Here is a 23,862-nt window from a genome sequence, read left to right as displayed (position 1 = left end):
ATCACAATGAAGATAAAAAGAACATTTCTACGCCTGCTTATCCTTTTCCTGTTGCTGGTAACCTCCGGAGTGACGGTACAAGCACAGGAAAACCTGAGGATCAATACTGTTTTCGAAAAATATGGCAAGCAAAAAGGCGCTACAATGGTAGTCCTCTCCGGCAAGGCGCTCCATAACTATCGACTCGACAAATACCGCAGTATTACCCTGCAATATGACCGGACCATCCTGGATGAAATACAACAGTGCCTTGAAACAGATAAGAAACAGGCGCACCAGATAAAAGAAGTCATCAGTAACGGTATTATCTCTTCAGGTTATTATCAGCTACCGGAAGAGGAAAACCAAACCAACCGGTACATCTTGTTCAAAATCGGAGACGACGGTACTGCCACACTCATTTATATGGAAGGTGGAAAGGATTCCGAAGAACTGATCAACCGGCTATTTATTAAAAAGGAGTAAATGAAAAGTTAGAAGTGGAGAAGTCGGAAGACTGAAATTAGAAGAAGTCTGGGATGCTGGACTCTTAAATCTTAAATCTTGAATTTTGAATTTTGAATTTTGAATTTTTAAATTGAAATAAAATCATCAAACAATATAAAACAATGAAAAAAACTACATTTACCATCGTTTTTTTGTCGCTAGCCTTGTATATGGCAGCTTCCTCAACGTTTCCTGCCGATACCACTCTTCATTATAACAACCGGAAAGTGGTTATTTCAGAAAACGATAATGAGATAAATATCTCGGTGTATCATCGGAATGAGCAGGGTGACACCATAGAAAGCCGGAAGGTCTACGAAGGCATCTTTACTGACGGGAGAAGTATTGAACGGGTATACGAAAACAGTTTTGAAATATCGGTGCCTGATATTTTCAAACCGAAAAACAAGCGTCGCCCAAGCCGTTCGCACTGGGCCGGTTTCGGCGTGGGATTCTCCAATCTGCCCCAGGGCCTTGATTTCGATGGGGAATTGGCATCCATTGTCAACCTGAGTCGTTCATTGCAGTATAACCTGAATCCCATTGAAGGTTCGTGGCGCATAGGAAACAGCAATTTCACCGGAATTGTCGGTATGGGTATCCAGTTCAATTCCATCCACTGGCAAAACAACAAAGCCATCGAAGTAGAGGATTACAAATCGGTTGTTACCACCACCGAACCGGGCAATGAATACAGAGACTCCCGCCTGCACTACACCTATCTCACCTTTCCTTTCCTCATAGAAACCAATTGGGATTTGGGACGTCGATCGCATTTTTTTCTGAATGCAGGTGTAGTCGCCAAAGTAAAGACCGCATCATCATCCGCAGTTTGGAGGAATAATGAAAACGGGAAAAAAGAGAAGACAAAACTTCCCGGAGAACTGAATATTCGTCCCGTTACACTGGATTTACTGGCCCAGGGAGGAGTCAATGATCTGGGTTTCTTTATTTCATATTCACCGTTCAACCTCTTCAGAAACAATAAAGGCCCTGAAGCCAATCAGGCAACTATTGGGGTACAACTTTACTTCTGACTCTGACGCAGGAAAAGATTCTTACACAGCACAAAACTTCACAATAAACAGACCGGGATTGTATCTTTTAAAAAAGAGATACGATCCCGGTTTTTAAATAATTGGATCTGTATAAAAACCGATCGGGGACTATGGTTGTTTAATGAAATTCGTTGTATTCAGTGTAGAAATACGGCAAAAAGAGGTAATTTTGTATAAGAATCTGTTTAAATTTATTTCGCTATTCAAAAAGAATTATTTTTTAGGAGAGTTCTTTCTTGTTTTGGCGATTATAGCGGGCTATTTGAGCCAAATAAGAGAAAGAAATATACAAAAAAGAAACTTTTTGAAGGCGAAGATCTCTTATTTACTAATTTCGTAAGAAATTTAAACAGTTTCTTAATATTATAGAGTATGATCAAGTTCCATATCATTGAATCGGGATATTTCCTCGGCGATGGCGGGGTCATGTTCGGCCCCGTACCCAAAAAATACTGGTCGGCAAAATATAAGGTAGATGAAAAGAATATGTGTGTGATGGCGCTCCGCTGCCTCTTTATCGAGACAGATAAAAGACGTATCCTTGTGGATGCGGGAATAGGCGACAAACACAACTCCCGGTTGAAATTCTTTCAACCTTTCAATCAGAAGGATATTGCCGGAGAGATCCGGAAAATCGGATATGCGCCGGAAGAGGTGACCGACGTGATCATTACCCATCTCCATTTCGATCACTGTGGCGGTTGCACAGTATTTAACAGCAATAAAGAAGCGGTTCCTGCCTATCCTAACGCCACTTATCATCTGAGCCTCGCACAATGGAAGAATTACAGAAACCCTTCACTTTTCGAAAAAGGCTCCTTTTTCCCGGACAATATTGAGCCGGTATATGATGCGGGACAGTTACAATTTGTACTGGAAGACATGCAATTCGATGAACATATCCGGCTGGAACTGTATGACGGGCATACTCCGGGACAGATCGCTGTGCTTTTCGATACGAAAGAAGGTAATTACGCCTTTCCGGGCGACGTGGTACCCACTTCACTCAACCTGTCACTAAGCTGGCTTTCTGCCTATGACAACAGCGTGGTCATAGCTATGGAAGAAAAAAAACGTTTTATGGACAAAGCAATAAAAGATAAACGTACGCTTATCTTTTATCACGATGCCTATACTGTTTCCTCCAAATTATAAAAAATTCCACCGGGGAGGCATATGGCAAAGAATGTCTTAAGAACCTGAAAATATAAAATTATAACGCTTATGAAAACTAACGTTCTCTTTTTATCGGCTATTATTGCTGTTCTCAACATTTTTTCCGCGTTCCCACAGAAAGAAGACTCCCTGCTATTACAGTTAAAATCGCTGGAACAAAAACTTTCGGATTACCAACACCGGTTCGATATATTGGAGAAACAGATTGACGACCTGATGTGGTTTCGCCGGCTGGAAGATATAGCCCATATAGATAAAGTGCGGCTCACAAGCACGCCCCGCTGGAAACCCAAAGACCCGGAAGACCGTTTTGCCGGCAACAAACTGCAATTTTACAGTTATGTCTTTATTCCGAAAAATGTCAATCCTAAAAAAAAGTATCCGCTTATCGTACTCCCTCACAGTGGAATACATGCCAATTTCTCCACATATTATTCCCATATTGTGCGTGAGCTTATTGCCCAGGGATATATTGTGGTATCGGCCGAATACCGGGGCAGCACAGGTTACGGGAAAGCGACATACGAAAATATCGATTACGGCGGACGGGAAAACGACGATGTACTGGAAAGCCGTAATTATATGATTGAAAATTATAGTATTGTCGACCCTTCACGAGTAGGCGTAATCGGGTGGAGTCACGGTGGCATGATTGCCCTGATGCAGATTCTCCAACACGGCGACAAATACCAATGTGCATTTGCGGGAGTACCTGTGAGCGACCTGGAGAACCGTCTGGCATCACATAATGAGAGTTATACCGCCTACTTTACCACCCCATATCATATTGGCGAATCCATTGAAGAGAATCCCGAAGAATACGCCCGCCGTTCACCCACACACTATGCGCAAAATCTCGACAAGCCGCTACTCATCTATACCAATACCAACGATAACGATGTGTATGTGGAAGAGGTACAACTGATGATCAATACGCTCAAAAAGCATGGCAAAGAGTTCGAATACAAAATCTTTCAGGATGCCTCCGGCGGTCACGGTTTCGATCGGATCGACAGTAAGGAAGCCACTGATATCCGTTTCACGGTACACAAATTTCTGGAACGCTACCTGAAACCGCCGCATCCGTTCGCATCGCAAAAGGAGATGCGCCGCGCAGCCTACGGGTTTTGATCCGGAATCTTTTTCGTAATAATGATTACACCATTCTTTCCCTCATCGCCATAAATTTCAATGGCACTTTTATCTTTTAGTACCGACATCGACTGGATATCATGGGGATCAATAGAATTCAATTCAAAATCTTTGGACATTTTTTCTCCGTCAACAATGATTAAAGGAGGGTTTTCGAGTATCTGATCCAAATTTTGAGAACTGTTTTCCTGTGTTCTCTTTATTAGATTTTTCACATCACCCCGAAGAGAATCCATTGTTCCTGTACCTATAGACAGTACATCTCTATTACTCTTTTTCGTTGTTATCAGTATCACTCCGTCTTTTCCCTTATTTCCATACATTCCGATGGCAAAGTTGTTTTTCAACACAGAGATAGATTCGATATCTTCAGCATTAATTTTTTGTATCTCTGCTTCGGAAATGATCTTTTCGTCTACAATATAAAGTGGATGCTTACCACCGACTGTACGAAGAGTCACTTTTTCCACATCACCCTGAAGATTTTCCGTTGTCTTTACCCCCACTACGGCCAGGGCATTCTGAGGAGATCCCGTCACTCTCTCCCTCACCTTTTTCAAGTATCACCTTGAGATCCGACTCGGTTTTAGTGACAGTGACTTTATTCACAACTGCCACCATTGGAATGGGTTTCCCGGCTTCATCCCCGACTTGACCGGAAACGGTAATTTTCTCTCTGACAAGGTCTGTTTCATTATTCTCCTTTTCCACGACTTTCGCATTCAGCTTCGGCACCGAAAGCGCGATTATTGCCAGGAATAATACGGGAAACCCCATTGCATAGCTCCATTTCACGCGTCTGTTGGTTTTGTCTTTCTTCATCATGGTAATTCGTTTGTGCAGGTCGCGCTGACGGAAATTATTTGCCAAAGCAAATTTATATTCACCTACGCTTTTGCGGATTAATAGAAGTTGGTATTGTTTAGAATCGATCCCCTGACTGAGCACCTTTTCGTCTGCCTGATATTCATGGACAGACTGAATTTCCCGACGCAACAACCATGAGAACGGATTAAACCAGAAGATGCAGGTAAAAAGATCGAAAAAGATCATATCGACCGAATGCCGTAAATGAATGTGCGCCCTCTCATGGCGGATCACTGCCTGATTATCTGCCGATAAATCCCTGCGGGAAAGAACAATATATTTCATCCAACTGAACGGCGAAATATTCTTATCAGTCACACATAAAACAGTATGATCAGACAGTATCTGTTTTTCTGAATTCCGAATGATAACGGCGATCTGGCTCAACCCTATCAGGTAACGGATAAACGTGAAAAGAAATCCTATGGCAAACAAAATTATCAGGATATGCATCCATGGAATTTCTACCCGCGGTTGCGTTTCCACAAATTCAGTGACGGGGATGGAAGAAAGATCCATCGAAAACGTTCCGGTAACCGGTTCCGTCTTTTTCTCAGGAATAAAGTTGAAACGGAAAAGGGGAAGCACTGATATCACCAGTAATATGAATATCAACGAACAACGGTTGACATTATGAAACGTATTATTGGCGAAAAAAAACTTGTATAAGCCGTAAAATAATGCCATTAAGACAGATGCCCGAAGCAGCCAATAGAGAAAAAGTTCCATAATAGTCATTTTTTAGAATCAGACTGTTCCACTTCGTCCAGTAGTTTCCGAATTTCTTCCACTGAAATATCCTGTTCTTTTATAAGCGATGAGACCACATTCAGATAGGAATTATCGAAATATTTCTTTACCACACTTCTCAATGTACCATTGCGGTATTCCTCTTCACTGATAATCGCGAAATAACGATAGGTGGAACCGAATGCTTCGTGCGACAGAAAGCCCTTCTCTTCGAGCATACGTGCGTAAGTAGATATAGTATTGAAATGCGGTTTCGGGTCGGGGTATTTCTCCACCAACTGCTTTACAAACTGCGGCCCTTCGTCCCAAAAAAATCGCATCACTTCTTCTTCTTTTGCTGTTAACTCCTTCATATTTCAAATTATTAAACTGTAAAAATCAATCACACCGCAAATATAACTAAAACTTTTCGTTTCACAACGAATGCATTTAGTTAAATAAAATATATTGGGCTGTTAAAATTCCGACCAAAAGAAAAACCGATTGAATATCAACCGGTTCAAATCTTTGTACATCCAAATAAGATGTAAACTCAACTGTTTTCATTTCTTCTACTCACACAAAAGGTAACACATTTATTGTAAGGACAAAATTCAGCATTAAGGAAATCATTTGTCTTTCAGACGCCCGCTTTTCTTGAGCGCCTGATCCAGTATCCATTGAATTTGACCGTTCACACTACGAAATTCATCGGCTGCCCACTTTTCTATTGCATCCATGGTGTCCGCATCCAACCGTAACGCAAAATTCCTGGTCGTTTTCTCTTTTTTAGCCATCTTTCACTCGCTCCATCTTATCAAGTTTCATCAATACCTATTATTTTACCACTGTTCCGCATACCCCATCAACACACTCAGTTTCTCTTTTTCACTTTTCACTGATACAATGTACCCGTATTCAATACCGGCTGTGCCGATTCATCAGCACAAAGCACTACAAGCAAGTTGCTCACCATAGCAGCTTTTTTATCGCCGTCGAGTTCCACAATACTTTCATCCTCGATCCTTTCCAATGCCATCTTCACCATTGTCACCGCGCCTTCCACGATCTTCTCCCGCGCTGAGATAATAGCTTCTGCCTGCTGGCGCCGAAGCATTACAGCCGCAATCTCGGGTGCGTATGCCAGATAATTGATACGCGCTTCTATAATTTCTATCCCGGCCATCTCCAGACGGCTGTTCAACTCTTTCAATAGGTCATCGTTAATCTCTTCCCCGCCCGAACGTAATGTCAGTTCAGTATCCGAAACTACATTGTTGTCGTAGGCATAGAGTCCGGCAACCTGCCGCAATGCGGCATCGCTTTGTACGGCCACAAAATTCTCGAACGCATCCATCTGTTTACTTACCGTATAAGCAACTGCTCCGTCCTTTCCCGGCCTGGATGCAGCCATAGTCTGTGCATCTATCTCGAACATCGCTTTATAGGTATCTCTCAGTTTCCAGACCAGCACCAACCCTATCAGCACCGGATTCCCCACTTTGTCATTCACTTTGATAGGATCAACATTCAGGTTCCGGGCACGTAAGGATAATTTTTTCTTCGTCATAAATGGATTCACCCAAAAGAATCCGTTCTCCTTCAATACACCTTTGTATTTACCGAAAAAGATCATCACGACTGCCTCATTGGGTTCCAGTTTGGCATAACCGACAAACAGGATAATCCATACAACGGTCAGAACAATGCCTGTAATGATTCCCCAGACCTCCAGCGAAGAATAAAGCCATACAATTCCCGCCAGCATGACCAGCATCAAAAAAAGCATCAGGAAGCCGCTAATCTTAAACCCCTTAAAATTGAATTCTTTCGTTTCCATAATTTATAATTTAAAATGATATTATTTTAATATCACAAATATATTAAGTAATTTCCAATTGCCCAAACTTTTTCTTCATTAAATAAATAAAAAATATTATCTTTGCGTCCATTGTGATGAGTAGGTTCTCATTTAACACTCCGGGTTATTAAAGCCACAACATTGACAATAATCCTGTTATTTTTGCTGTTCTCACAATATTCTTATCATTTTTCCAGTTCACATTCAACTATACTCAATACGTATGGACATAAATGTTCTTATTGTTTTCGGAATCATTCTTCTGACAGTCACATTTTTTGTCTGGGGTAAGATACGATCCGACATCGTCGCTTTGTCTTCACTCGTTTTATTGGTATTAACCGGCATATTATCACCCGAAGAAGGATTATCGGGATTTTCCAATTCCGTGGTTGTCATGATCGTGAGCCTATTCATTGTCGGAGGAGGAATCTTCCAGACAGGACTTGCCAAAATGATCAGTACAAAAATCCTTGCCCTGGCCGGGGGAAATCAATTCAAGCTTTTCATACTGGTAATGTTAGTGACCGGTGGTATCGGCGGATTTGTGAGTAATACCGGTACAGTAGCACTGATGCTGCCTATCGTGATGAGTCTGGCTTCTGAAGCCAATACCGATTCACGGCGGTTTCTGATGCCGATGGCTTTTGCCAGCAGCCTGGGGCTGCTCACGCTGATCAGCACCCCTCCCAACCTGATTATCAACGACGCACTAGTCAGCGGGGGATTCGAAGGGTTGTCCTTCTTCTCATTTTTGCCTGTCGGTTTGATTACCCTGACGCTTGGTATCCTATTGCTATGGCCGCTCAGCAAACTATTGGTTGCGGGCAGGGATAAAGAAAAATCTACTGTAAAGAAAAATAAGTCACTGAATCAATTGGCATCGGAATACCAATTGGCCGACAATCTCTACAGGGTATTGATAGAAAAGAACTCCCCCTTCATCAATAAATCCCTTCAGGAGCTGAATATAGCCCAAACTTACAATGTAAGCATACTTGAGATCCGAAGGATCCACTCACGAAACCGCTTTCATAAAACGGTCGATATGAAGATGGCCGGGCCGTCGAGTACTTTCAAAGAAAACGATATATTATATGTGTTCGGGAATTTCAATGATGTTACGTCGCTCGTCAGTGGAAATGGCCTGAAATTGATCGACACCCATAAAACAGAAGGAACCGGCAGTACACTATCGGTTTCTCAGTCAGGAGGATTGGAATTCAGTGAAATCGGTATTGCGGAAGTGGTTTTGATGTCTACGTCGAAACTGATCAATAAGCATGTAAAGGAATCCAATTTCCGTCAACTCTACAATGTAAATATACTGGGGATACAACGTAAAGACGGATATATCCTTCAGGATGTAAAGGATGAGAGGATGCTTTCGGGCGACGTATTGCTGGTACAGGGAAAATGGTCGGATATAGAAAAGCTGAATCAGGAGACATCGGAATGGGTAGTGGTCGGGCAACCTATGGAAAATGCGTTGAAAATTCCACGTGACCACAAAGCACCGGTCGCTGCAGTCATTATGGTGTTGATGATCGTGGCCATGGTATTCAATATAGTACCTACTGTGATTGCCACAATGATAGCAGCACTATTGATGATCATACTGGGATGTTTCCGCAACGTGGAATCGGCCTATAAAAGCATTAACTGGGAAAGTACTTTTCTGTTTGCGGGTATGTTTCCTTTGGCGATTGCCATGGAGAAAACCGGTGCCTCCGGCTTGATTGCCGATGCGATCGTGAACGGGTTGAGCCAATTCGGCCCCGTATCGGTATTGGCCGGCATCTATCTTGCCACATCCATATTGACAATGTTCATCAGTAATACGGCGACTGCCGTGTTGTTTGCACCCATTGCCCTACAATCTGCCGTAACCATAGGCGTCAGTCCCTACCCGTTTTTGTTTGCCGTGACGGTGGCTGCCAGCATGTGCTTTGCCAGCCCCTTCGCAACACCGCCCAATGCATTGGTAATGTCTGCCGGACGATATAAATTTATAGATTACATAAGAGTGGGATTGCCATTGCAGCTTATCGTGGGCATTATTATGATCTTCGTTTTACCACTACTGTTTCCACTTTAGTATCTGACAGAAAAATATTGACCTTCAATAATGTAAAAAAACAGGGTAAAGGGCAAACAATCAATGGATACTTTTCGATATTTAAGTAAAAATTGTAACTTTGCACTTAGAAACTGTTTTGAATTTTTTCATCAATTGTTTTTTAGTAATTTTTTGATGGATTTGGATTTTCATTTATTGAAATGTAGCGGGCTACTTGAAAGAAATGAAAATTCGAAGGCGCAAAAAAGGGCAAAAAACAAGATGAAAGAGTGAAAAAATAAGTGTAAAATAATTACTCGTAAAATTCAAAACAGTTTCTTATTTTATATGAAACCGATTACCCAGGTTTTTTTCAATTGTTTAAATCATATTTAATTAGAAGTCGAATGAGAAAATTTCTTTTTATTTTATTAGCAGTTATGACATTACTTGCCTGCAACAACGCCAATACCGGTAAAACCGGTGGTGAGCCCGGCGCCATTTTTTACACCGAATACGATACCCCGTTCGGTATGCCTCCTTTCGACCGGATCTCTTTTGAAGATTACAAACCGGCCTTCCTGAAAGGAATGGAAGAAGAAGCTAAGGAGATTGAAGCCATTGCGAATAATTCCGAAGCGCCCACTTTCGAAAACACCATTGTGGCAATGGAAAACAGTGGAAGGATACTGACCCGTGTCTCCCGCGTATTTTACGGTTTGAGAAGCGCTGAAACCAACGACTCCATTCAGGCGTTGGCCGTGGAACTCTCTCCTCTTTTGTCGGAACATCGTGACAATATCAATTTGAACGAAAAATTATTCAACCGCATCAAAACGCTGCACGACGACACCACGGGCATGAATCTTAATACCGAACAATACCGGGTGTTGGATAATTATTACAAGAATTTTGTACGCTCAGGGATACTGTTAAGTGAAGCAGAAAAGTCGAGATTGCGTGAGATCAACAAGGAATTATCCTCACTTACCCTTGCGTTCGGAAATAACCTGTTGAATGAGACCAACGATTTCAAATTAGTGATAGATAATGAGGAAGATCTCGCAGGACTTCCCGAAGGTGTTATTGCCGCTGCAGCAGAGGCTGCCAACGCTGCCGGTGAAGAAGGGAAATGGGTATTCGGCCTGCAAAAGCCAAGCTGGCTCCCCTTCCTGCAATATTCAGAAAAACGTGACCTCCGTGAAAAACTATACAAAGCCATGTATATGCGTGGTGATAACGATAACAAGAATGACAATAAACAGATCATCAACGATATAGTGAACCTGCGTATTGAAAAAGCACAAATGCTAGGTTATAAGGCACATGCCGATTTTGTGCTTGAAGAAAGTATGGCAAAAACACCGGAGAACGTTTACAAACTGCTCAATGATGTTTGGGCATATGCGCTGCCTCAGGCAAAAAAAGAAGCAGCAGAACTCCAAAAACTGATCGATGCCGAAGGAGGCAACTTTAAGCTGGCATCCTGGGACTGGTGGTATTATACCGAAAAACTCCGCCAGCAGAAATATTCACTCAACGAAGAAGAGATCAAGCCTTACTTCAAGATGGAGAATGTACGCGAAGGGGTGTTCGAAGTAGCCAACCGGTTATTCGGACTAAATTTCAGGAAATTAGAAAACGTTCCGGTATATCACCCCGAGGTAGAAGCCTACGAGGTACTTGATGCCGATGGTTCCCATTTAGCGGTATTTTATACTGACTACTTCCCTCGTACAGGTAAGAACGCCGGTGCATGGATGAGCAGCTTCCGCGGACAGCAGGTAATAGAAGGTGAAAATATCCGTCCCCTTATTTACAACGTAGGCAACTTTACCCGTCCCACCGGGACAACTCCGTCGCTACTCACTCTCGATGAAGTAGAAACACTCTTTCATGAATTCGGACACGCCTTGCATGGCATGATGTCGAACGTCACCTATAGCAGTGTAGCCGGCACAAGCGTTTCACGGGATTTCGTGGAACTTCCGTCACAGATCATGGAACATTGGGCATTTCATCCCGAAGTACTGAAACTTTACGCCAGACATTATCAAACAGGCGAAGTGATTCCCGATGAGCTGATTGCGAAAATCGATGCAGCATCCAAATTCAATATGGGATTTATCACTACCGAATTTGTCGCGGCAGCGTTACTCGATATGGATTATCATACCCAGGGCACAGTAAAGTCTTTCGATGTACGTGAATTCGAGAAAAAATCTATGGAAAAGATCGGGCTGATCGATGAAATTATTCCCCGTTACCGCAGTACCTATTTCTCACATATCTTCAGTGGTGGGTACTCTGCCGGATATTACGCATACCTCTGGGCAGAAGTGCTCGATGCCGATGCCTTCCAGGCATTTGTAGAGAATGGGATTTTCGATAAAACCACAGCTGCGAAATTCAGGGATAACGTTTTGTCGAAAGGTAATTCCGACGATCCGATGGAACTCTATAAAAGATTCCGCGGTGCAGAACCCAATCCGGTATATCTGCTAAAAAACAGAGGATTTATCGAATAAATTATTGACTGCATCCCATATATCTTCCACCTTGCTTTATCACCGGATAATTTTCGAGAAAAATTATCCGGTGATATTGTTCTTAAAAAGATAAAAAAAACGTATATTTGCACGCTCTAAATAAAAAGGCATCCAACATGCCTTTGTTTTTACGTATACGGAGTTCATAACCTGAAAATAAATAGTAAAACAAAAAGTAATATTGAAATGCAAAACAAAGGATTCATTAAAGTTTTCAGTATTATCCTGACTCTTATCAGTTTGTTTTATCTCTCTTTTACTATAGTGGGGAGACAATACAACAAGAAAGCGGATCAATACGCCAATGGAGACTTAGCTCTGAAGAATCAGTATCTTGATTCCCTCTCTACTGAGAAAGTGTATCTGAATTATACGCTTAAGCAGGTTCGTGCTAAGGAAATCGGACTAGGACTCGACCTGAAAGGGGGGATGAACGTTATCCTCGAAATTGATGCGGCACAGGTACTCGCATCACTGGCCAATACCGATGACCCTCAATTCAATCAGGCATTGAGAGAGACTATCGTTCAAAACCGCCGTGGTAGTTCATCTGACTTCATCACGCTATTCCGGCAGAACTATGAACGGATAGCGCCCGAAGGCAGGCTGGCCAATATCTACAGCATTACGATGGGTGACAGGGTACGTCCCACCGCTACCAACGATGAGGTAATCGCTATATTGCGTAATGAGTTGACCAGTGTAGCCAATAATTCTTTCAATGTATTGGCTACGCGTATCGACCGTTTCGGGGTAGTTGCTCCCAACATCCAGAAACTGGATCGCGCAGAACGCATTTTGGTGGAGCTCCCCGGAATTACAGAACCGGAACGTGTACGTAACCTTTTGCAGGGAAGTGCCAACCTCGAATTCTGGAAAACATACAATGTGAGTGAACTGGCAGCCTACTTCAACGAAATGAATGCGCGGTCAAGCGAATATGCCATGGCGCAAAGATCGGCCCAGGCTACCACTGATACCACTACTGCTGAGACAGAAGCCGAAGAGGACGCTATAGCCGGTGATTCACTTCTGCAGGGTGATTCACTTTCATTACCTCTGTTCGAAGAGGAAGGGGAAAAGATCGTCATCAACAAAAGCTTTGTGGAGTATTTCAATGAACCCTACTTCGCAATGGGAGGGGCTGCGGGGCCGGTAGTAGGAACCGTGTCGAAGCTCGATACCGCTGAGGTGAATTTCCTCCTGAACAGATACAAAGATATATTCCCCGCCGACGTACGGTTTAAATGGGGATTCAAACCCATCGACCAGCGTGAGACTTACTTCCAGTTATTCGCCCTCAAAGGTGATGGAAGCAAACGCGGCCCTGCATTGGATGGAGACGTGGTAACCAATGCCCGTGCCGATCAGGGACAACAGGGATCGGCCTGGGAAGTAAACATGACGATGAATTCGAGTGGTGCCAGCCGCTGGGCGACTATCACAGGCGCCGAGATCGGGAAGGCTATCGCCATCGTACTCGACGGATATGTCTATTCAGCACCAAATGTCAATCAGCGTATCGACGGAGGTCGCTCCAACATCACCGGCAATTTCACACCGCAGGAAGCACAGGACCTGGAGAACGTGCTTAAATCGGGTAAGATGCAAGCCGGTGTCCGTATCGTACAGGAAGACGTGGTAGGCCCTTCATTGGGACAGGAAGCCATCCGCGACGGATTTATCTCCTTTGTAATTGCCCTGGCAGTGCTCTTTATCTTCACCTGTATGCTCTACGGTTTTATTCCGGGTATGGTGATTAATGGAGCCTTGCTACTCAACTTCTTCTTCACTCTGGGAGCGCTCGCGGCATTCCAGGCCGTACTCACCCTTCCGGGTATTGCGGGTATGATACTCTCACTCGCGATGGCGGTGGATGCCAACGTACTTATCAATGAGCGTATCAAGGAGGAACTTGCGGCAGGTAAGACACTCCGACGGGCATTGGAAGACGGTTACAAGAACGCTTTCTCGGCCATCTTCGACTCCAACCTCACGACCATTATCACCGGTATCATCCTTGCCATTTTCGGTGTAGGAGCTATCAGGGGATTTGCTATTACCCTGATCATCGGTATTGCCGTTTCGTTCCTTACAGCCGTATTTATTACCCGTCTGGTATACGAAAGCCGGTTATCCAAAGATAAATGGTTACACCTCACTTTCAATACGGGATTCTCAAAAGCCATCTTCAAAGAGTATAGTTTCGATTTTATTCACAACAGCAAGAAGGTACTCATAGCGATCGGAGTTTTTGTAGTAGTCAGCGTTATCTCACTCTTTACGCTTGGATTGAATTCAGGTATCGACTTCACAGGAGGTCGTAACTATATTGTCCGTTTCGATCAACCAGTCCGTGTGAGTGATGTGGAAAATGCCCTTAACCCCTATCTCAACGAATCGGTTCGCGCTATCACTATCGGGTCCAGTAATCAGGTGCGTATCTCCACCAACTATATGATTGAAGAGGAAGGTGCCGGCGTGGAAGATCAATTACGTGATCTGCTGGGACAAGGATTAAAAGAATTCATAACACCCGGAAAAACAATCGACGACCATATACAGAGTTCTCAGAAAGTAGGACCGAGTATTGCTGAAGATATGATCCGGAATGCATTCCTGGCACTCTTCATAGCTCTCGTTTGTATGGGTATCTATATCCTTTCGCGTTTCCGCAACTGGGGATTCTCCGTGGGAACGGTGGCTGCGCTTTCTATCGACACTTTCGCTGTAGTGGGATTGTATTCATTGCTTTGGAAAGTCATGCCTTTCTCCATGGAAATGGACCAGACGTTCGTGGCGGCTATCCTCACCATCGTGGGATATTCCATTAACGACAAGGTGGTGGTGTTCGATCGTGTGCGTGAATACAGGCAACTCTATCCGAAGCGGGGATTGAGGGAGCTCTTCAACGACTCAATGAACGCAACCTTGGCTCGTACCATCAACACCGGTTTGAGTACTATCCTTGTGATCATTTGTATTCTTATTTTCGGTGGTGACGCCGTGAGAAGTTTTGTGTTCGCCATGCTTATCGGTGTGGTAGTGGGGACAATTACCAGTTTATTCGTCGCTTCACCTGTCGCCTACAAGCTTATGTTGAATCAGCAAGATAAAAAGAAATTGGACAAGTAACAGTTTTCTGATTAACAAGGGAACGGGCAGCCATTTGGTTGCCCGTTTTTTGTTACCCTTAAAAAATCGGAAGTGATTGGCAAATATCATTATTTTTTTTACTTTTGCACTCTCTTTACAAGCCACAATAGCTCAGTTGGTAGAGTAACGCATTCGTAACGCGTCGGTCGCGAGTTCAAGTCTCGCTTGTGGCTCTTTTTCGACGATTGTGCAAATAAAATTAAAATTATTCGCACAGTCGTTTTATTTTGTATCTTTGCCCTGTAGCCATCACTGAATATATAACCATATCCAAATAATTATGTCGGCATTAAATGGACATATATCCCAGATTATAGGGCCGGTAGTAGACGTGCATTTTGAACTTTCCGGATCACAGGAATCCAGACTACCCGCTATCGATGATGCACTCTACGTAAAACGTCCCGACGGCCAAAATATTTTCCTGGAAGTACAACATCATATCGGCGAAAATATTGTCCGTACTGTAGCAATGGAAAGTACAGACGGCCTAAGCCGTGGCTTGCCGGTAAAGGCATTAGGACGTCCCATCAGTGTTCCGGTAGGAGAACAGATCAAGGGACGGTTACTTAATGTGATCGGCAGCCCTATCGACGGACTGTCAGATCTTAACCGTGAAAACCAGTATCCCATCCATCGCCCTGCCCCTAAATTCGAAGACCTTGTCACCTCTGAGGAAGTACTTTTCACAGGTATAAAGGTAATCGACCTGCTCCAGCCCTACCTGAAAGGAGGAAAAATAGGCTTGTTCGGAGGAGCCGGTGTAGGAAAGACCGTCGTTATAATGGAACTGATCAACAATATCGCCAAAGGACATAACGGTTATTCCGTCTTTGCAGGTGTAGGCGAACGGACTCGTGAGGGCAATGACCTTTTGCGGGAGATGATCGCATCTGGAGTGATCAGGTATGGCGATGAATTCAAGAAGACGATGGAAGAAGGAAAATGGGATTTGAGCAAGGTCGACTACGAAGAGGTCAAAAAATCCCAGACTACACTGGTATTCGGACAAATGAACGAACCTCCCGGTGCCCGTGCGTCGGTTGCACTTACCGGTTTAGCAGTAGCTGAATCGTTCCGTGATATGGGTGGTGAAGGTAGTGATACACTACTATTTATCGACAATATTTTCAGATTCGTACAGGCAGGATCCGAAGTATCTGCGCTGTTGGGACGTATGCCTTCCGCCGTAGGTTATCAACCTACACTTGCCTCAGAGATGGGAACACTACAGGAACGGATTGCCTCCACCAGGTACGGGTCTATCACATCAATCCAGGCCGTATATGTACCCGCCGATGACCTTACCGACCCGGCACCGGCTACTACATTCAGTTATCTCGATGCAACCACGGTACTTAGCCGCAAGATCGCTTCATTAGGAATATATCCCGCAGTAGATCCTCTGGAATCATCATCCCGTATTCTCGATCCGCATATTGTAGGTGAAGAACATTACAACACCGCGATGCAGGTAAAGCAAATCTTGCAACGATATAAAGAATTGCAGGATATCATCTCCATATTAGGGATGGAAGAACTTTCGGATGAAGACCGTCTCACAGTGAACCGTGCCCGTAAGGTACAGCGGTTCTTATCTCAACCCTTCTTTATGGCAGAACAGTACACCGGTCAGCCCGGCGTGATGGTTTCTATTGAAGATACTATCAAAGGATTCAAAATGATCCTCGACGGAAGCCTGGATCATTATCCGGAAGCGGCATTTATGAGCGTGGGCACCATCGAAGAAGCAATTGAAAAAGGCGATAAACTGATGGAGCAGAGCCAATAACCTGATGTGATGATTTATTGATTTAAGATTGACTGAGATTGACTAAGATTGAGTAAGATTGAGTAAGATTGAATAAGATTGAATAAGATTGAATTCCAAATCTTGTGTCTTGATCCTTGGTTCTTAGTTCTATTTTCAATTAATTGGTAATTGGTAATTAGTAATTGGTAATTTAGATATATGACGCTGGAAATTCTTACACCCGAATCTGTTTTTTATAGAGGTGAGGCAGACTCCATTACCCTACCAGGTATGTTGGGATCATTCCAGATACTGAACAACCATGCTCCCATTATTTCATCGCTGACAAAAGGAGTACTTTCTTTCATAGTGAAGGGTAAAATCCGGCAGATCGAAGTTTCAGACGGATTAATGGAAATGCACGACAATAAAGTAACGGTTTGTATTGATAAAATCCATTGAAAATAATGAAGAAGCTCACAATATATTTTCTTATCGTTCATACAATCATGCTACTCATTACGGGATCCGGCATTTGGTTTATCCTGAATAAGTTCTTTCCGGAAACGATGGTTGACTACTACTTCATTATTCCTCTCTTTTTCTATCTGATGGGGCTCATTTTCATTTTTCAGTTCAGGCGCACTCCCGTCGACGAACCCAAAAAGATGGTCAACCTCTATATGCTTATGCGCATGATTAAGATATTCATGTCGGTTATACTCATACTCATATATTGGTTTTTAGACAAGCCTCATATTCGTAATTTCGCGATTATCTTTATCATTTTCTATCTTGTCAACCTGATTTGGGAAACATATATCTACATCAGAATGGAACTCTATTTTAAATATAAGGATAAACAGCAAAAAAACTCCCGAAAGGATATTGAGTTATGATGAAACGAGCATTATATATATCAGGTCTGTCACTGATTCTTTTTCTCACAGCTTCTCCGGTATGGGCATCAAACCAGGATGAAGCAAAGGAGGAACTAAATGCAAAAGAGTTCATCACGGAACATTTGGCAGATTCTTATGAATGGCAGATTGTGAGTAACGGCACTAAGTATATCGCTATTCCCCTTCCGGTAATATTGCACAGTAAAACCACGGGATGGCACCTGTTCCCCTCTTCACATTTTCACCACGGGGCAAACTCTTATAAAGGATTTGAGATCGCAGCTGAAGGGAAATACAAGGGAAAGATCATGGAAACGGATGCAGACGGAAGTGCCTCTCGCCCACTTGATCTCTCACTCACCAAAAATGCAGCCTCACTGCTGTTTGCCTCCTTACTGGTTATACTAATCATTATGGGGGTAGCCCACTCACTGAAGCGAGATCCGATGAAACCCCGGAAAGGGTTCACTGGATTGATCGAGATGCTCGTCCTCTCTATCAATGATGAAGTGATAAAACCTTCCATCGGCAAAGATTATCAAAGATATGCCCCTTATCTGCTTACCGTCTTCTTCTTTATCTTCACGAATAACCTGTTGGGATTAATTCCTCTCTTTCCGGGAGGAGCTAATGTGACGGGAAACATAGCCGTAACACTCGTGCTTGCTGTTGCTACATTCCTGATAGTCAACCTGACGGGAACAAAAGAGTATTACAAGGAGATCTTATGGCCTGATGTCCCTACCTGGCTTAAGGTGCCTATCCCTTTGATGCCGATAGTGGAGATTGTGGGGACGTTCACCAAGCCTTTTGCATTAATGATCCGTCTTTTTGCAAATATGATGGCCGGACACTCCATCGTATTAGGACTGACAATGCTTATTTTCATCACGGCGAGCATGGGGATGGCCATCAACACTTCCATGACTGTCCTGTCGGTTATCTTCACCGTTTTTATCGATCTAGTGGAGTTATTTATCGCTTATATTCAGGCATATGTCTTCACGCTGCTTTCAGCTGTCTTTATTGGCCTCGCACGAATAGAATCCCATTTCGAAAAGAAGAAAGCGGTTGAAACAGAGAAGGCTGCATAAGTTTCGGCATCAGCGGTGAAATGTTTGTTATTTAGAAACGAAGTGATGTTAAATAATCCGAAATACAACGATCTTCCACAAATAGTTTCATTAACTTTGCCAGGATTGATTTCTGCTTTGTGAACCGGGCAGGAAATTATTCAATGGAAATAAGGTTATTTTTCAGATAAATAAGTTATTCATGGTGAAGCGAATCATTATATATCTATTTTGTCTTTCCATTACTTTGCAGTCGATGCTAGGACAGTTCCTGTTGTTGGATCATACGACAGGTTCTTTTGGCCTGTTGTCTTCGGGTATCTCCCTTTTCTCAGATAGAACCGAAACCGCTCAGGGCCATGTAATGAAGGTGTCGGAAAGGGATCTACACGATACTCATGAAAATCAAGCTCAGAAAGATGATAATACAGGCAATTTGAAATTTGTACGTGATTCGGTTATGGAGCATCTGTTTTCTCCTTCCAATTGTCCGAATGAAACAACCCATATTTTCACAACTTTCTCTTTTCTTTATATAAAGAATAACATCGATCTAATTGTTATTGAAGAAAGGATCAGCAATTTTGTACACTTTTATGCATCTTTTTTTAGAAATATCCAAATAGGACTTCCCATTGCAAAGATCATATATCCTTTCCACAACTTCTACTAAAATCACCGGAAAACATTTTAAGAATGGACGTTGTTACTAATAAGATCACAGCCGGTTCTTAGTTCATTATTTTTTCATATAAAGACTTTTCTTTCTTTACTTACTATCGCTCTGCTATAAAACGTATATAACTATGTGGAGAATGGAGAAGGGTTACGTAAGTAATATAGAAATAGTTTTCCGCCATGTATGAGGTTGGCGGTATGCTGCACTGGCCGCTTCTTTACACAGATGCAGTTATATTCTTCAAAATTTGATTATCATTTAATTAAAAAACAGTATAATATGGTACTACTTACAGTTTTATTACAGACAGTCGGCACGCTGCTACAGGTAAGTGCTGATGGTTTAGGATCTTTGGGAGCAGCCATAGGTATCGGTCTTGCTGCCATTGGTGCAGGATACGGAATCGGTAAGATCGGCGCATCTGCCATGGAAGGGATTTCCCGCCAACCCGAATCGACTTCAGATATCAGGATGAACATGATCATTGCAGCGGCACTTATCGAAGGAGTAGCATTGTTTGCAGTGGTTGTCTGTGGTTTTATTCTCTAACCAATCCAATAAGGTATGTCATTACTTACACCCGAACCCGGTCTTCTGTTCTGGATGCTGATCTCTTTCGGCATCACTGTGTTTGTGCTGGCAAAATTCGGATTTCCCGCCATACTCAAATCGGTTGAAAAGCGGAAAAATTATATCGAAGAATCGCTCCTTGCTGCGCGTAAAGCCCACGAGGAGCTGGCCGGCATAAAGGAGACCGGCGAAGCCATATTGGCACAAGCCCGCAAAGAACAAGCGGACATCCTGAAGGAAGCCGCCCTGCGACGGGAAACGATGATAGAAAAAGCCCGTGAAGAAGCTCGTATGGAATCGGAGAAACTGATCGCTTCGGCACGACAGCAAATCGGCGCAGAGAAAGAGGAAGCCCTCCGTTCAATCCGGAATGAGGCTGCCACACTATCGTTGACCCTCGCCGAAAGGATATTACGGGAAAAACTGGGAACTGAACAGGAACAGAAGAAGATGATCGACCGCCTGTTCAACGAAATGGATATCTCAAAATCGTAAACAGTGTATGAACACCGGACTCATTTCTTCACGTTATGCGGAATCCCTGCTGCAATACGCCGTCAGCCTGGGACAACAGGAAGAGGTATATGACAAGATGAAACTGCTTTCGGAGATATTTATGAAAATGCCCGCATTACGCCATGTAATGATGAACCCGTCGGTATTGATCGGGGATAAGAAGAAAATTCTCGTGACAGCTTGTGGTGGCAGTATGCCATCGTCACTCTCCAGAATGATCGACCTTATCCTCAGGAATGAAAGGGAAGAAGTTTTGCAATATATTACCCTCCGTCTTATCGATCTCTATAGAGAAAGATTCAATATTCAGCGTGGAAAGTTAGTTACCGCAGTAGCTATCGACGGAGAAACGGAACAGAGGCTTATTGCCCGGATCAAAAAAATGGTAAAGGCGAATGTAGAAATGGAATCTGTGGTCGATCCCGGAATCATTGGTGGTTTCGTACTCACTTTGGGGGATTTCAGATGGGATGCAAGTATATCGGGTGAACTGGCCCGTATAAGGAATAAATTTCAGAAAGATTGAAGAAGATTGAACGAGATTGAATGAGATTGAACGAGATTGAATGAGATTGAATGAGATTGAACGAGATTGAATGAGATTGAATGAGATTGAACGAGATTGATAAAGACCTAGGGTTTTATATTCTTAACTTCTTAACTTCGTAGTTCTAATTTTCAACTTCTTAATTTTTCACTTTTAATTTTTTAATTTTTCACTTTAATATACATGTCCAATAATAATATCAGGGTAAGCGAAGTCTCCGAGGTGCTTCGGATGCAACTCGAAGGGATCGATACCGGCATTCAATTCGATGAGACAGGCACGGTCATCACGGTGAGTGATGGTGTTGTACGGATTTTCGGCCTACGTAACGCGGAAGCGAACGAGTTGTTGGAATTCGACAACGGCATGCGGGCTATCGTGATGAACCTCGAGGAAGACAACGTGGGAGCCATTCTGTTGGGTAGCTCCAGTGAGATCAAAGAAGGGTTCACCGTGAAGCGTACCGGACGTGTAGCCTCTATTTTTGCAGGAGAAGGGATGCTCGGCCGTGTAATCTCTCCTACCGGTGAACCGGTCGATGGCAAGGGGCCATTGGCAGGAGAACTGACAGAGATGCCTATGGAACGGAAAGCGCCCGGTGTGGTTTTCCGTCAGCCTGTCAATACTCCTTTACAGACCGGCTTGAAAGCCGTAGATGCCATGATCCCTATCGGCAGGGGCCAGCGTGAATTGATCATCGGCGACCGGCAGACCGGAAAAACCAGTATCGCCATCGACACCATCCTCAACCAGCGGAAAAATTTCGAGAACGGTGACCCGGTCTATTGCATCTATGTGGCGGTGGGACAAAAAGGCTCTTCAGTAGCCTCTATCGTCAAAACGCTTACCGACGGGGGCGCCATGGATTATACCGTGGTGGTCTCCTCCAGCGGTTCAGATCCCGCCTCCATGCGGTATATCGCACCCTTTGCAGGCGCAGCCATCGGAGAATACTTCCGCGATACGGGCAGACATGCCTTAGTGGTCTATGACGACCTCTCCAAACAGGCGGTAGCCTACCGGGAGGTGTCGTTGATCCTGCGTCGCCCGTCAGGTCGTGAAGCCTATCCCGGAGATATCTTCTACCTTCATTCCCGATTACTGGAAAGAGCGGCCAATATCATTTCCCAGCAAGATGTAGCAGTCCTGATGAACGATCTTCCCCCCAGTTTGGAAGGGAAAGTCAGGGGTGGCGGTTCCCTCACTGCCCTGCCTATTATTGAAACACAGGCAGGAGACGTATCTGCTTATATTCCCACTAACGTCATCTCCATTACCGACGGACAGATATTTCTGGAAGCCGACCTTTATAATAAGGGGATCCGTCCCGCCATCAACGTAGGTATTTCCGTCTCCCGCGTTGGAGGTAATGCCCAGATTAAGTCGATGAAAAAAGTGGCCGGTACGCTGAAGATCGACCAGGCACAATACCAGGAGCTGGCAGCTTTTTCCAAATTCGGTGGTGATATGGATGCCGTAACAGCCATGACCATTGATAAGGGACAAAAGAATGAGCGGTTACTTGTCCAGCCTGTACACAGTCCCATGACCGTAGAGCAACAGATTGCCATCCTCTACTGTGGCACCCACGGCCTTCTCAAAGAGATCGCTCTCGAGAAAGTGGCGAAATTCGAAAAAGAGTTTCTTGCTACGCTGGAGGCAAGTCATCGACACGATGTGCTTGACCCGTTGAAAGAAGGAAAAATAGATGATGGGATCTGTAAAATTATTGAAGAGGTGGCGGCAGATACCATAAAAATAATAAATTCCTGAAACGATGGCACAACTGAAAGAAATAAAAAACAGGATACAGTCAGTGCGATCCACACAAAAAATCACATCGGCCATGATGATGATATCTTCTGCCCGGTTGGTGAAGACTCAACGCCTCATCCAGAGCCTCTACCCCTATGAGCAGAGTCTGTACCGGATGTTACAGTTGCTTGCCGCAGGCCGGGAAGAGAGTATCGATTCCCCTTTCCTGCAAACACGTGCCGTCAAACGGGTCGCCATCGTGGCATTTTCCTCCAATACCGGATTGGCCGGCAGGTTCAACGACGATATTGCTGAAAAACTAAAAAAAGTAGTGGCCAACTATATGCCGCTGGGAAAAGAAAATATTCTTCTTTATCCTATTGGGGAGAAAGTGGCAAAAGCGGTACGGAGTATGGGATTCAAACCGCAAGGAGATTACAGTGCGATTAGTGAAAGTCCCTTTTATCATAACGCGCAACAGATTGCCGGAAAACTGATGGAGATGTATCAGAAAGGAGAAATAGACCATGTGGAGTTAATCTACCACCACTTCCTCACTAAAGGTTCGCAGGTGATAATCAACGAGCCGTTCCTCCCTATCGAACCGAAAATACCCGATGGAGAAAAATCTGCTCCAAACTATATAGTGGAGCCCGACAGGAGAACCATTCTCACGCAACTCATTCCTAAGATCCTGAAAGTAAAATTCTATACCGCACATCTCGACTCGGTCACCTCGGAGCACGCCGCACGTATGACGGCCATGCGGATAGCTACCGACAATGCGGATGATCTCAGTGAAGAACTTACGCTGGAATACAACAAATTGCGACAGCAATCCATCACCAACGAATTGCTCGACATTGTCGGCGGCTCGTTCGGTAACGCCTAAAGGAATAACAGCTATATTGTATTATTTCTTTGCGGAAAAGTTTCGAGTATGGACGAAAGATTTGAAAAAGGCAGAAAAAGAA

22 protein-coding genes and 1 tRNA gene are annotated in these 23,862 nt (G+C 43.7%); 18 read left to right on the top strand and 5 right to left on the bottom strand.

What is annotated here, in order from left to right:
• The first annotated feature begins 6 nt into the window (after positions 1 to 6).
• From PSM36_RS07245 to PSM36_RS07225, 4 genes are all read left to right on the top strand, one after another.
• On the top strand, positions 7 to 465 hold the full coding sequence (locus PSM36_RS07245; protein ID WP_076930257.1) for a DUF6108 family protein: 459 nt from the start codon (positions 7 to 9) through the stop codon (positions 463 to 465).
• A gap of 143 nt (positions 466 to 608) precedes the next feature.
• Entirely contained in the window at positions 609 to 1,523 is a 915-nt protein-coding gene (locus PSM36_RS07240) for a hypothetical protein (protein WP_076930254.1), read from the top strand.
• A gap of 393 nt (positions 1,524 to 1,916) precedes the next feature.
• Positions 1,917 to 2,699 (top strand): MBL fold metallo-hydrolase, encoded by a 783-nt coding sequence (locus PSM36_RS07230; RefSeq protein WP_076930248.1) that lies wholly within the window; start codon positions 1,917 to 1,919, stop codon positions 2,697 to 2,699.
• Between the two features lie 69 nt (positions 2,700 to 2,768).
• Positions 2,769 to 3,851 carry an alpha/beta hydrolase family protein gene (locus PSM36_RS07225; protein WP_076930245.1) on the top strand — a complete coding sequence of 361 codons (1,083 nt, stop codon included), beginning with the start codon at positions 2,769 to 2,771 and terminating at the stop codon, positions 3,849 to 3,851.
• Here PSM36_RS07225 and PSM36_RS07220 read toward each other — a convergent pair.
• The 5 genes from PSM36_RS07220 to PSM36_RS07200 all read right to left on the bottom strand — a co-directional run bounded on the left by PSM36_RS07220 (position 3,839) and on the right by PSM36_RS07200 (position 7,308).
• Positions 3,839 to 4,411, bottom strand: a complete 573-nt coding sequence (locus PSM36_RS07220; protein ID WP_161947555.1) for a TonB-dependent receptor plug domain-containing protein — start codon at positions 4,409 to 4,411, stop codon at positions 3,839 to 3,841. The genes PSM36_RS07225 and PSM36_RS07220 overlap by 13 nt on opposite strands.
• Positions 4,344 to 5,468: a M56 family metallopeptidase gene (locus PSM36_RS07215; RefSeq protein WP_161947554.1), complete on the bottom strand. Its 1,125-nt coding sequence runs from the start codon at positions 5,466 to 5,468 to the stop codon at positions 4,344 to 4,346. Before PSM36_RS07215 ends, PSM36_RS07220 begins: the two co-directional genes overlap by 68 nt.
• Before the next feature lie 5 nt (positions 5,469 to 5,473).
• The gene (locus PSM36_RS07210) at positions 5,474 to 5,842 is read right to left on the bottom strand and encodes a BlaI/MecI/CopY family transcriptional regulator (RefSeq protein WP_076930233.1); all 369 of its coding nucleotides are present in this window, start codon (positions 5,840 to 5,842) and stop codon (positions 5,474 to 5,476) included.
• 255 nt (positions 5,843 to 6,097) lie between these two features.
• Positions 6,098 to 6,265: an Arc family DNA-binding protein gene (locus PSM36_RS07205; protein ID WP_076930230.1), complete on the bottom strand. Its 168-nt coding sequence runs from the start codon at positions 6,263 to 6,265 to the stop codon at positions 6,098 to 6,100.
• A gap of 98 nt (positions 6,266 to 6,363) precedes the next feature.
• Complete coding sequence (locus PSM36_RS07200) at positions 6,364 to 7,308, bottom strand: SPFH domain-containing protein (RefSeq protein WP_076930228.1); 945 nt, start codon at positions 7,306 to 7,308, stop codon at positions 6,364 to 6,366.
• 244 nt (positions 7,309 to 7,552) lie between these two features.
• On the opposite strand from PSM36_RS07200, the gene PSM36_RS07195 reads away from it, so the two are divergent.
• From PSM36_RS07195 to atpG, 14 genes are all read left to right on the top strand, one after another.
• Positions 7,553 to 9,427, top strand: coding sequence for an SLC13 family permease (locus PSM36_RS07195; protein WP_076930226.1), 1,875 nt, complete (start codon positions 7,553 to 7,555; stop codon positions 9,425 to 9,427).
• A gap of 368 nt (positions 9,428 to 9,795) precedes the next feature.
• Positions 9,796 to 11,916 carry a M3 family metallopeptidase gene (locus PSM36_RS07185; RefSeq protein ID WP_076930220.1) on the top strand — a complete coding sequence of 707 codons (2,121 nt, stop codon included), beginning with the start codon at positions 9,796 to 9,798 and terminating at the stop codon, positions 11,914 to 11,916.
• A 207-nt stretch (positions 11,917 to 12,123) separates the two neighbouring features.
• Positions 12,124 to 15,072 (top strand): protein translocase subunit SecDF, encoded by a 2,949-nt coding sequence (secDF, locus tag PSM36_RS07180; protein WP_076930217.1) that lies wholly within the window; start codon positions 12,124 to 12,126, stop codon positions 15,070 to 15,072.
• Positions 15,073 to 15,193: 121 nt separating this feature from the next.
• Positions 15,194 to 15,266, top strand: a tRNA-Thr gene (locus PSM36_RS07175).
• A gap of 107 nt (positions 15,267 to 15,373) precedes the next feature.
• Positions 15,374 to 16,885 (top strand): F0F1 ATP synthase subunit beta, encoded by a 1,512-nt coding sequence (atpD, locus tag PSM36_RS07170; protein WP_076930215.1) that lies wholly within the window; start codon positions 15,374 to 15,376, stop codon positions 16,883 to 16,885.
• Positions 16,886 to 17,065: 180 nt separating this feature from the next.
• Positions 17,066 to 17,308, top strand: a complete 243-nt coding sequence (locus tag PSM36_RS07165; protein ID WP_076930212.1) for a FoF1 ATP synthase subunit delta/epsilon — start codon at positions 17,066 to 17,068, stop codon at positions 17,306 to 17,308.
• A gap of 5 nt (positions 17,309 to 17,313) precedes the next feature.
• Positions 17,314 to 17,745, top strand: coding sequence for a hypothetical protein (locus PSM36_RS07160; RefSeq protein ID WP_139233445.1), 432 nt, complete (start codon positions 17,314 to 17,316; stop codon positions 17,743 to 17,745).
• Positions 17,742 to 18,842 (top strand): F0F1 ATP synthase subunit A, encoded by a 1,101-nt coding sequence (gene atpB / locus PSM36_RS07155; RefSeq protein WP_083710968.1) that lies wholly within the window; start codon positions 17,742 to 17,744, stop codon positions 18,840 to 18,842. Before PSM36_RS07160 ends, atpB begins: the two co-directional genes overlap by 4 nt.
• Before the next feature lie 181 nt (positions 18,843 to 19,023).
• The gene (locus PSM36_RS07150) at positions 19,024 to 19,494 is read left to right on the top strand and encodes a hypothetical protein (protein WP_092025461.1); all 471 of its coding nucleotides are present in this window, start codon (positions 19,024 to 19,026) and stop codon (positions 19,492 to 19,494) included.
• A 285-nt stretch (positions 19,495 to 19,779) separates the two neighbouring features.
• On the top strand, positions 19,780 to 20,049 hold the full coding sequence (atpE, locus tag PSM36_RS07145; RefSeq protein ID WP_076932114.1) for an ATP synthase F0 subunit C: 270 nt from the start codon (positions 19,780 to 19,782) through the stop codon (positions 20,047 to 20,049).
• 15 nt (positions 20,050 to 20,064) lie between these two features.
• Entirely contained in the window at positions 20,065 to 20,565 is a 501-nt protein-coding gene (gene atpF / locus PSM36_RS07140) for a F0F1 ATP synthase subunit B (protein ID WP_076930203.1), read from the top strand.
• Positions 20,566 to 20,572: 7 nt separating this feature from the next.
• On the top strand, positions 20,573 to 21,112 hold the full coding sequence (locus tag PSM36_RS07135) for a F0F1 ATP synthase subunit delta (RefSeq protein ID WP_076930200.1): 540 nt from the start codon (positions 20,573 to 20,575) through the stop codon (positions 21,110 to 21,112).
• A 204-nt stretch (positions 21,113 to 21,316) separates the two neighbouring features.
• On the top strand, positions 21,317 to 22,906 hold the full coding sequence (atpA, locus tag PSM36_RS07130) for a F0F1 ATP synthase subunit alpha (RefSeq protein WP_076930196.1): 1,590 nt from the start codon (positions 21,317 to 21,319) through the stop codon (positions 22,904 to 22,906).
• 4 nt (positions 22,907 to 22,910) lie between these two features.
• On the top strand, positions 22,911 to 23,780 hold the full coding sequence (gene atpG, locus PSM36_RS07125; RefSeq protein ID WP_076930193.1) for an ATP synthase F1 subunit gamma: 870 nt from the start codon (positions 22,911 to 22,913) through the stop codon (positions 23,778 to 23,780).
• Positions 23,781 to 23,862 lie beyond the last annotated feature (82 nt).

This window comes from Proteiniphilum saccharofermentans (assembly GCF_900095135.1).
GTDB lineage: Bacteria > Bacteroidota > Bacteroidia > Bacteroidales > Dysgonomonadaceae > Proteiniphilum > Proteiniphilum saccharofermentans.
Note: the sequence above shows the minus strand (reverse complement) of the source record. Positions and strands in the feature narration are given on the sequence as shown.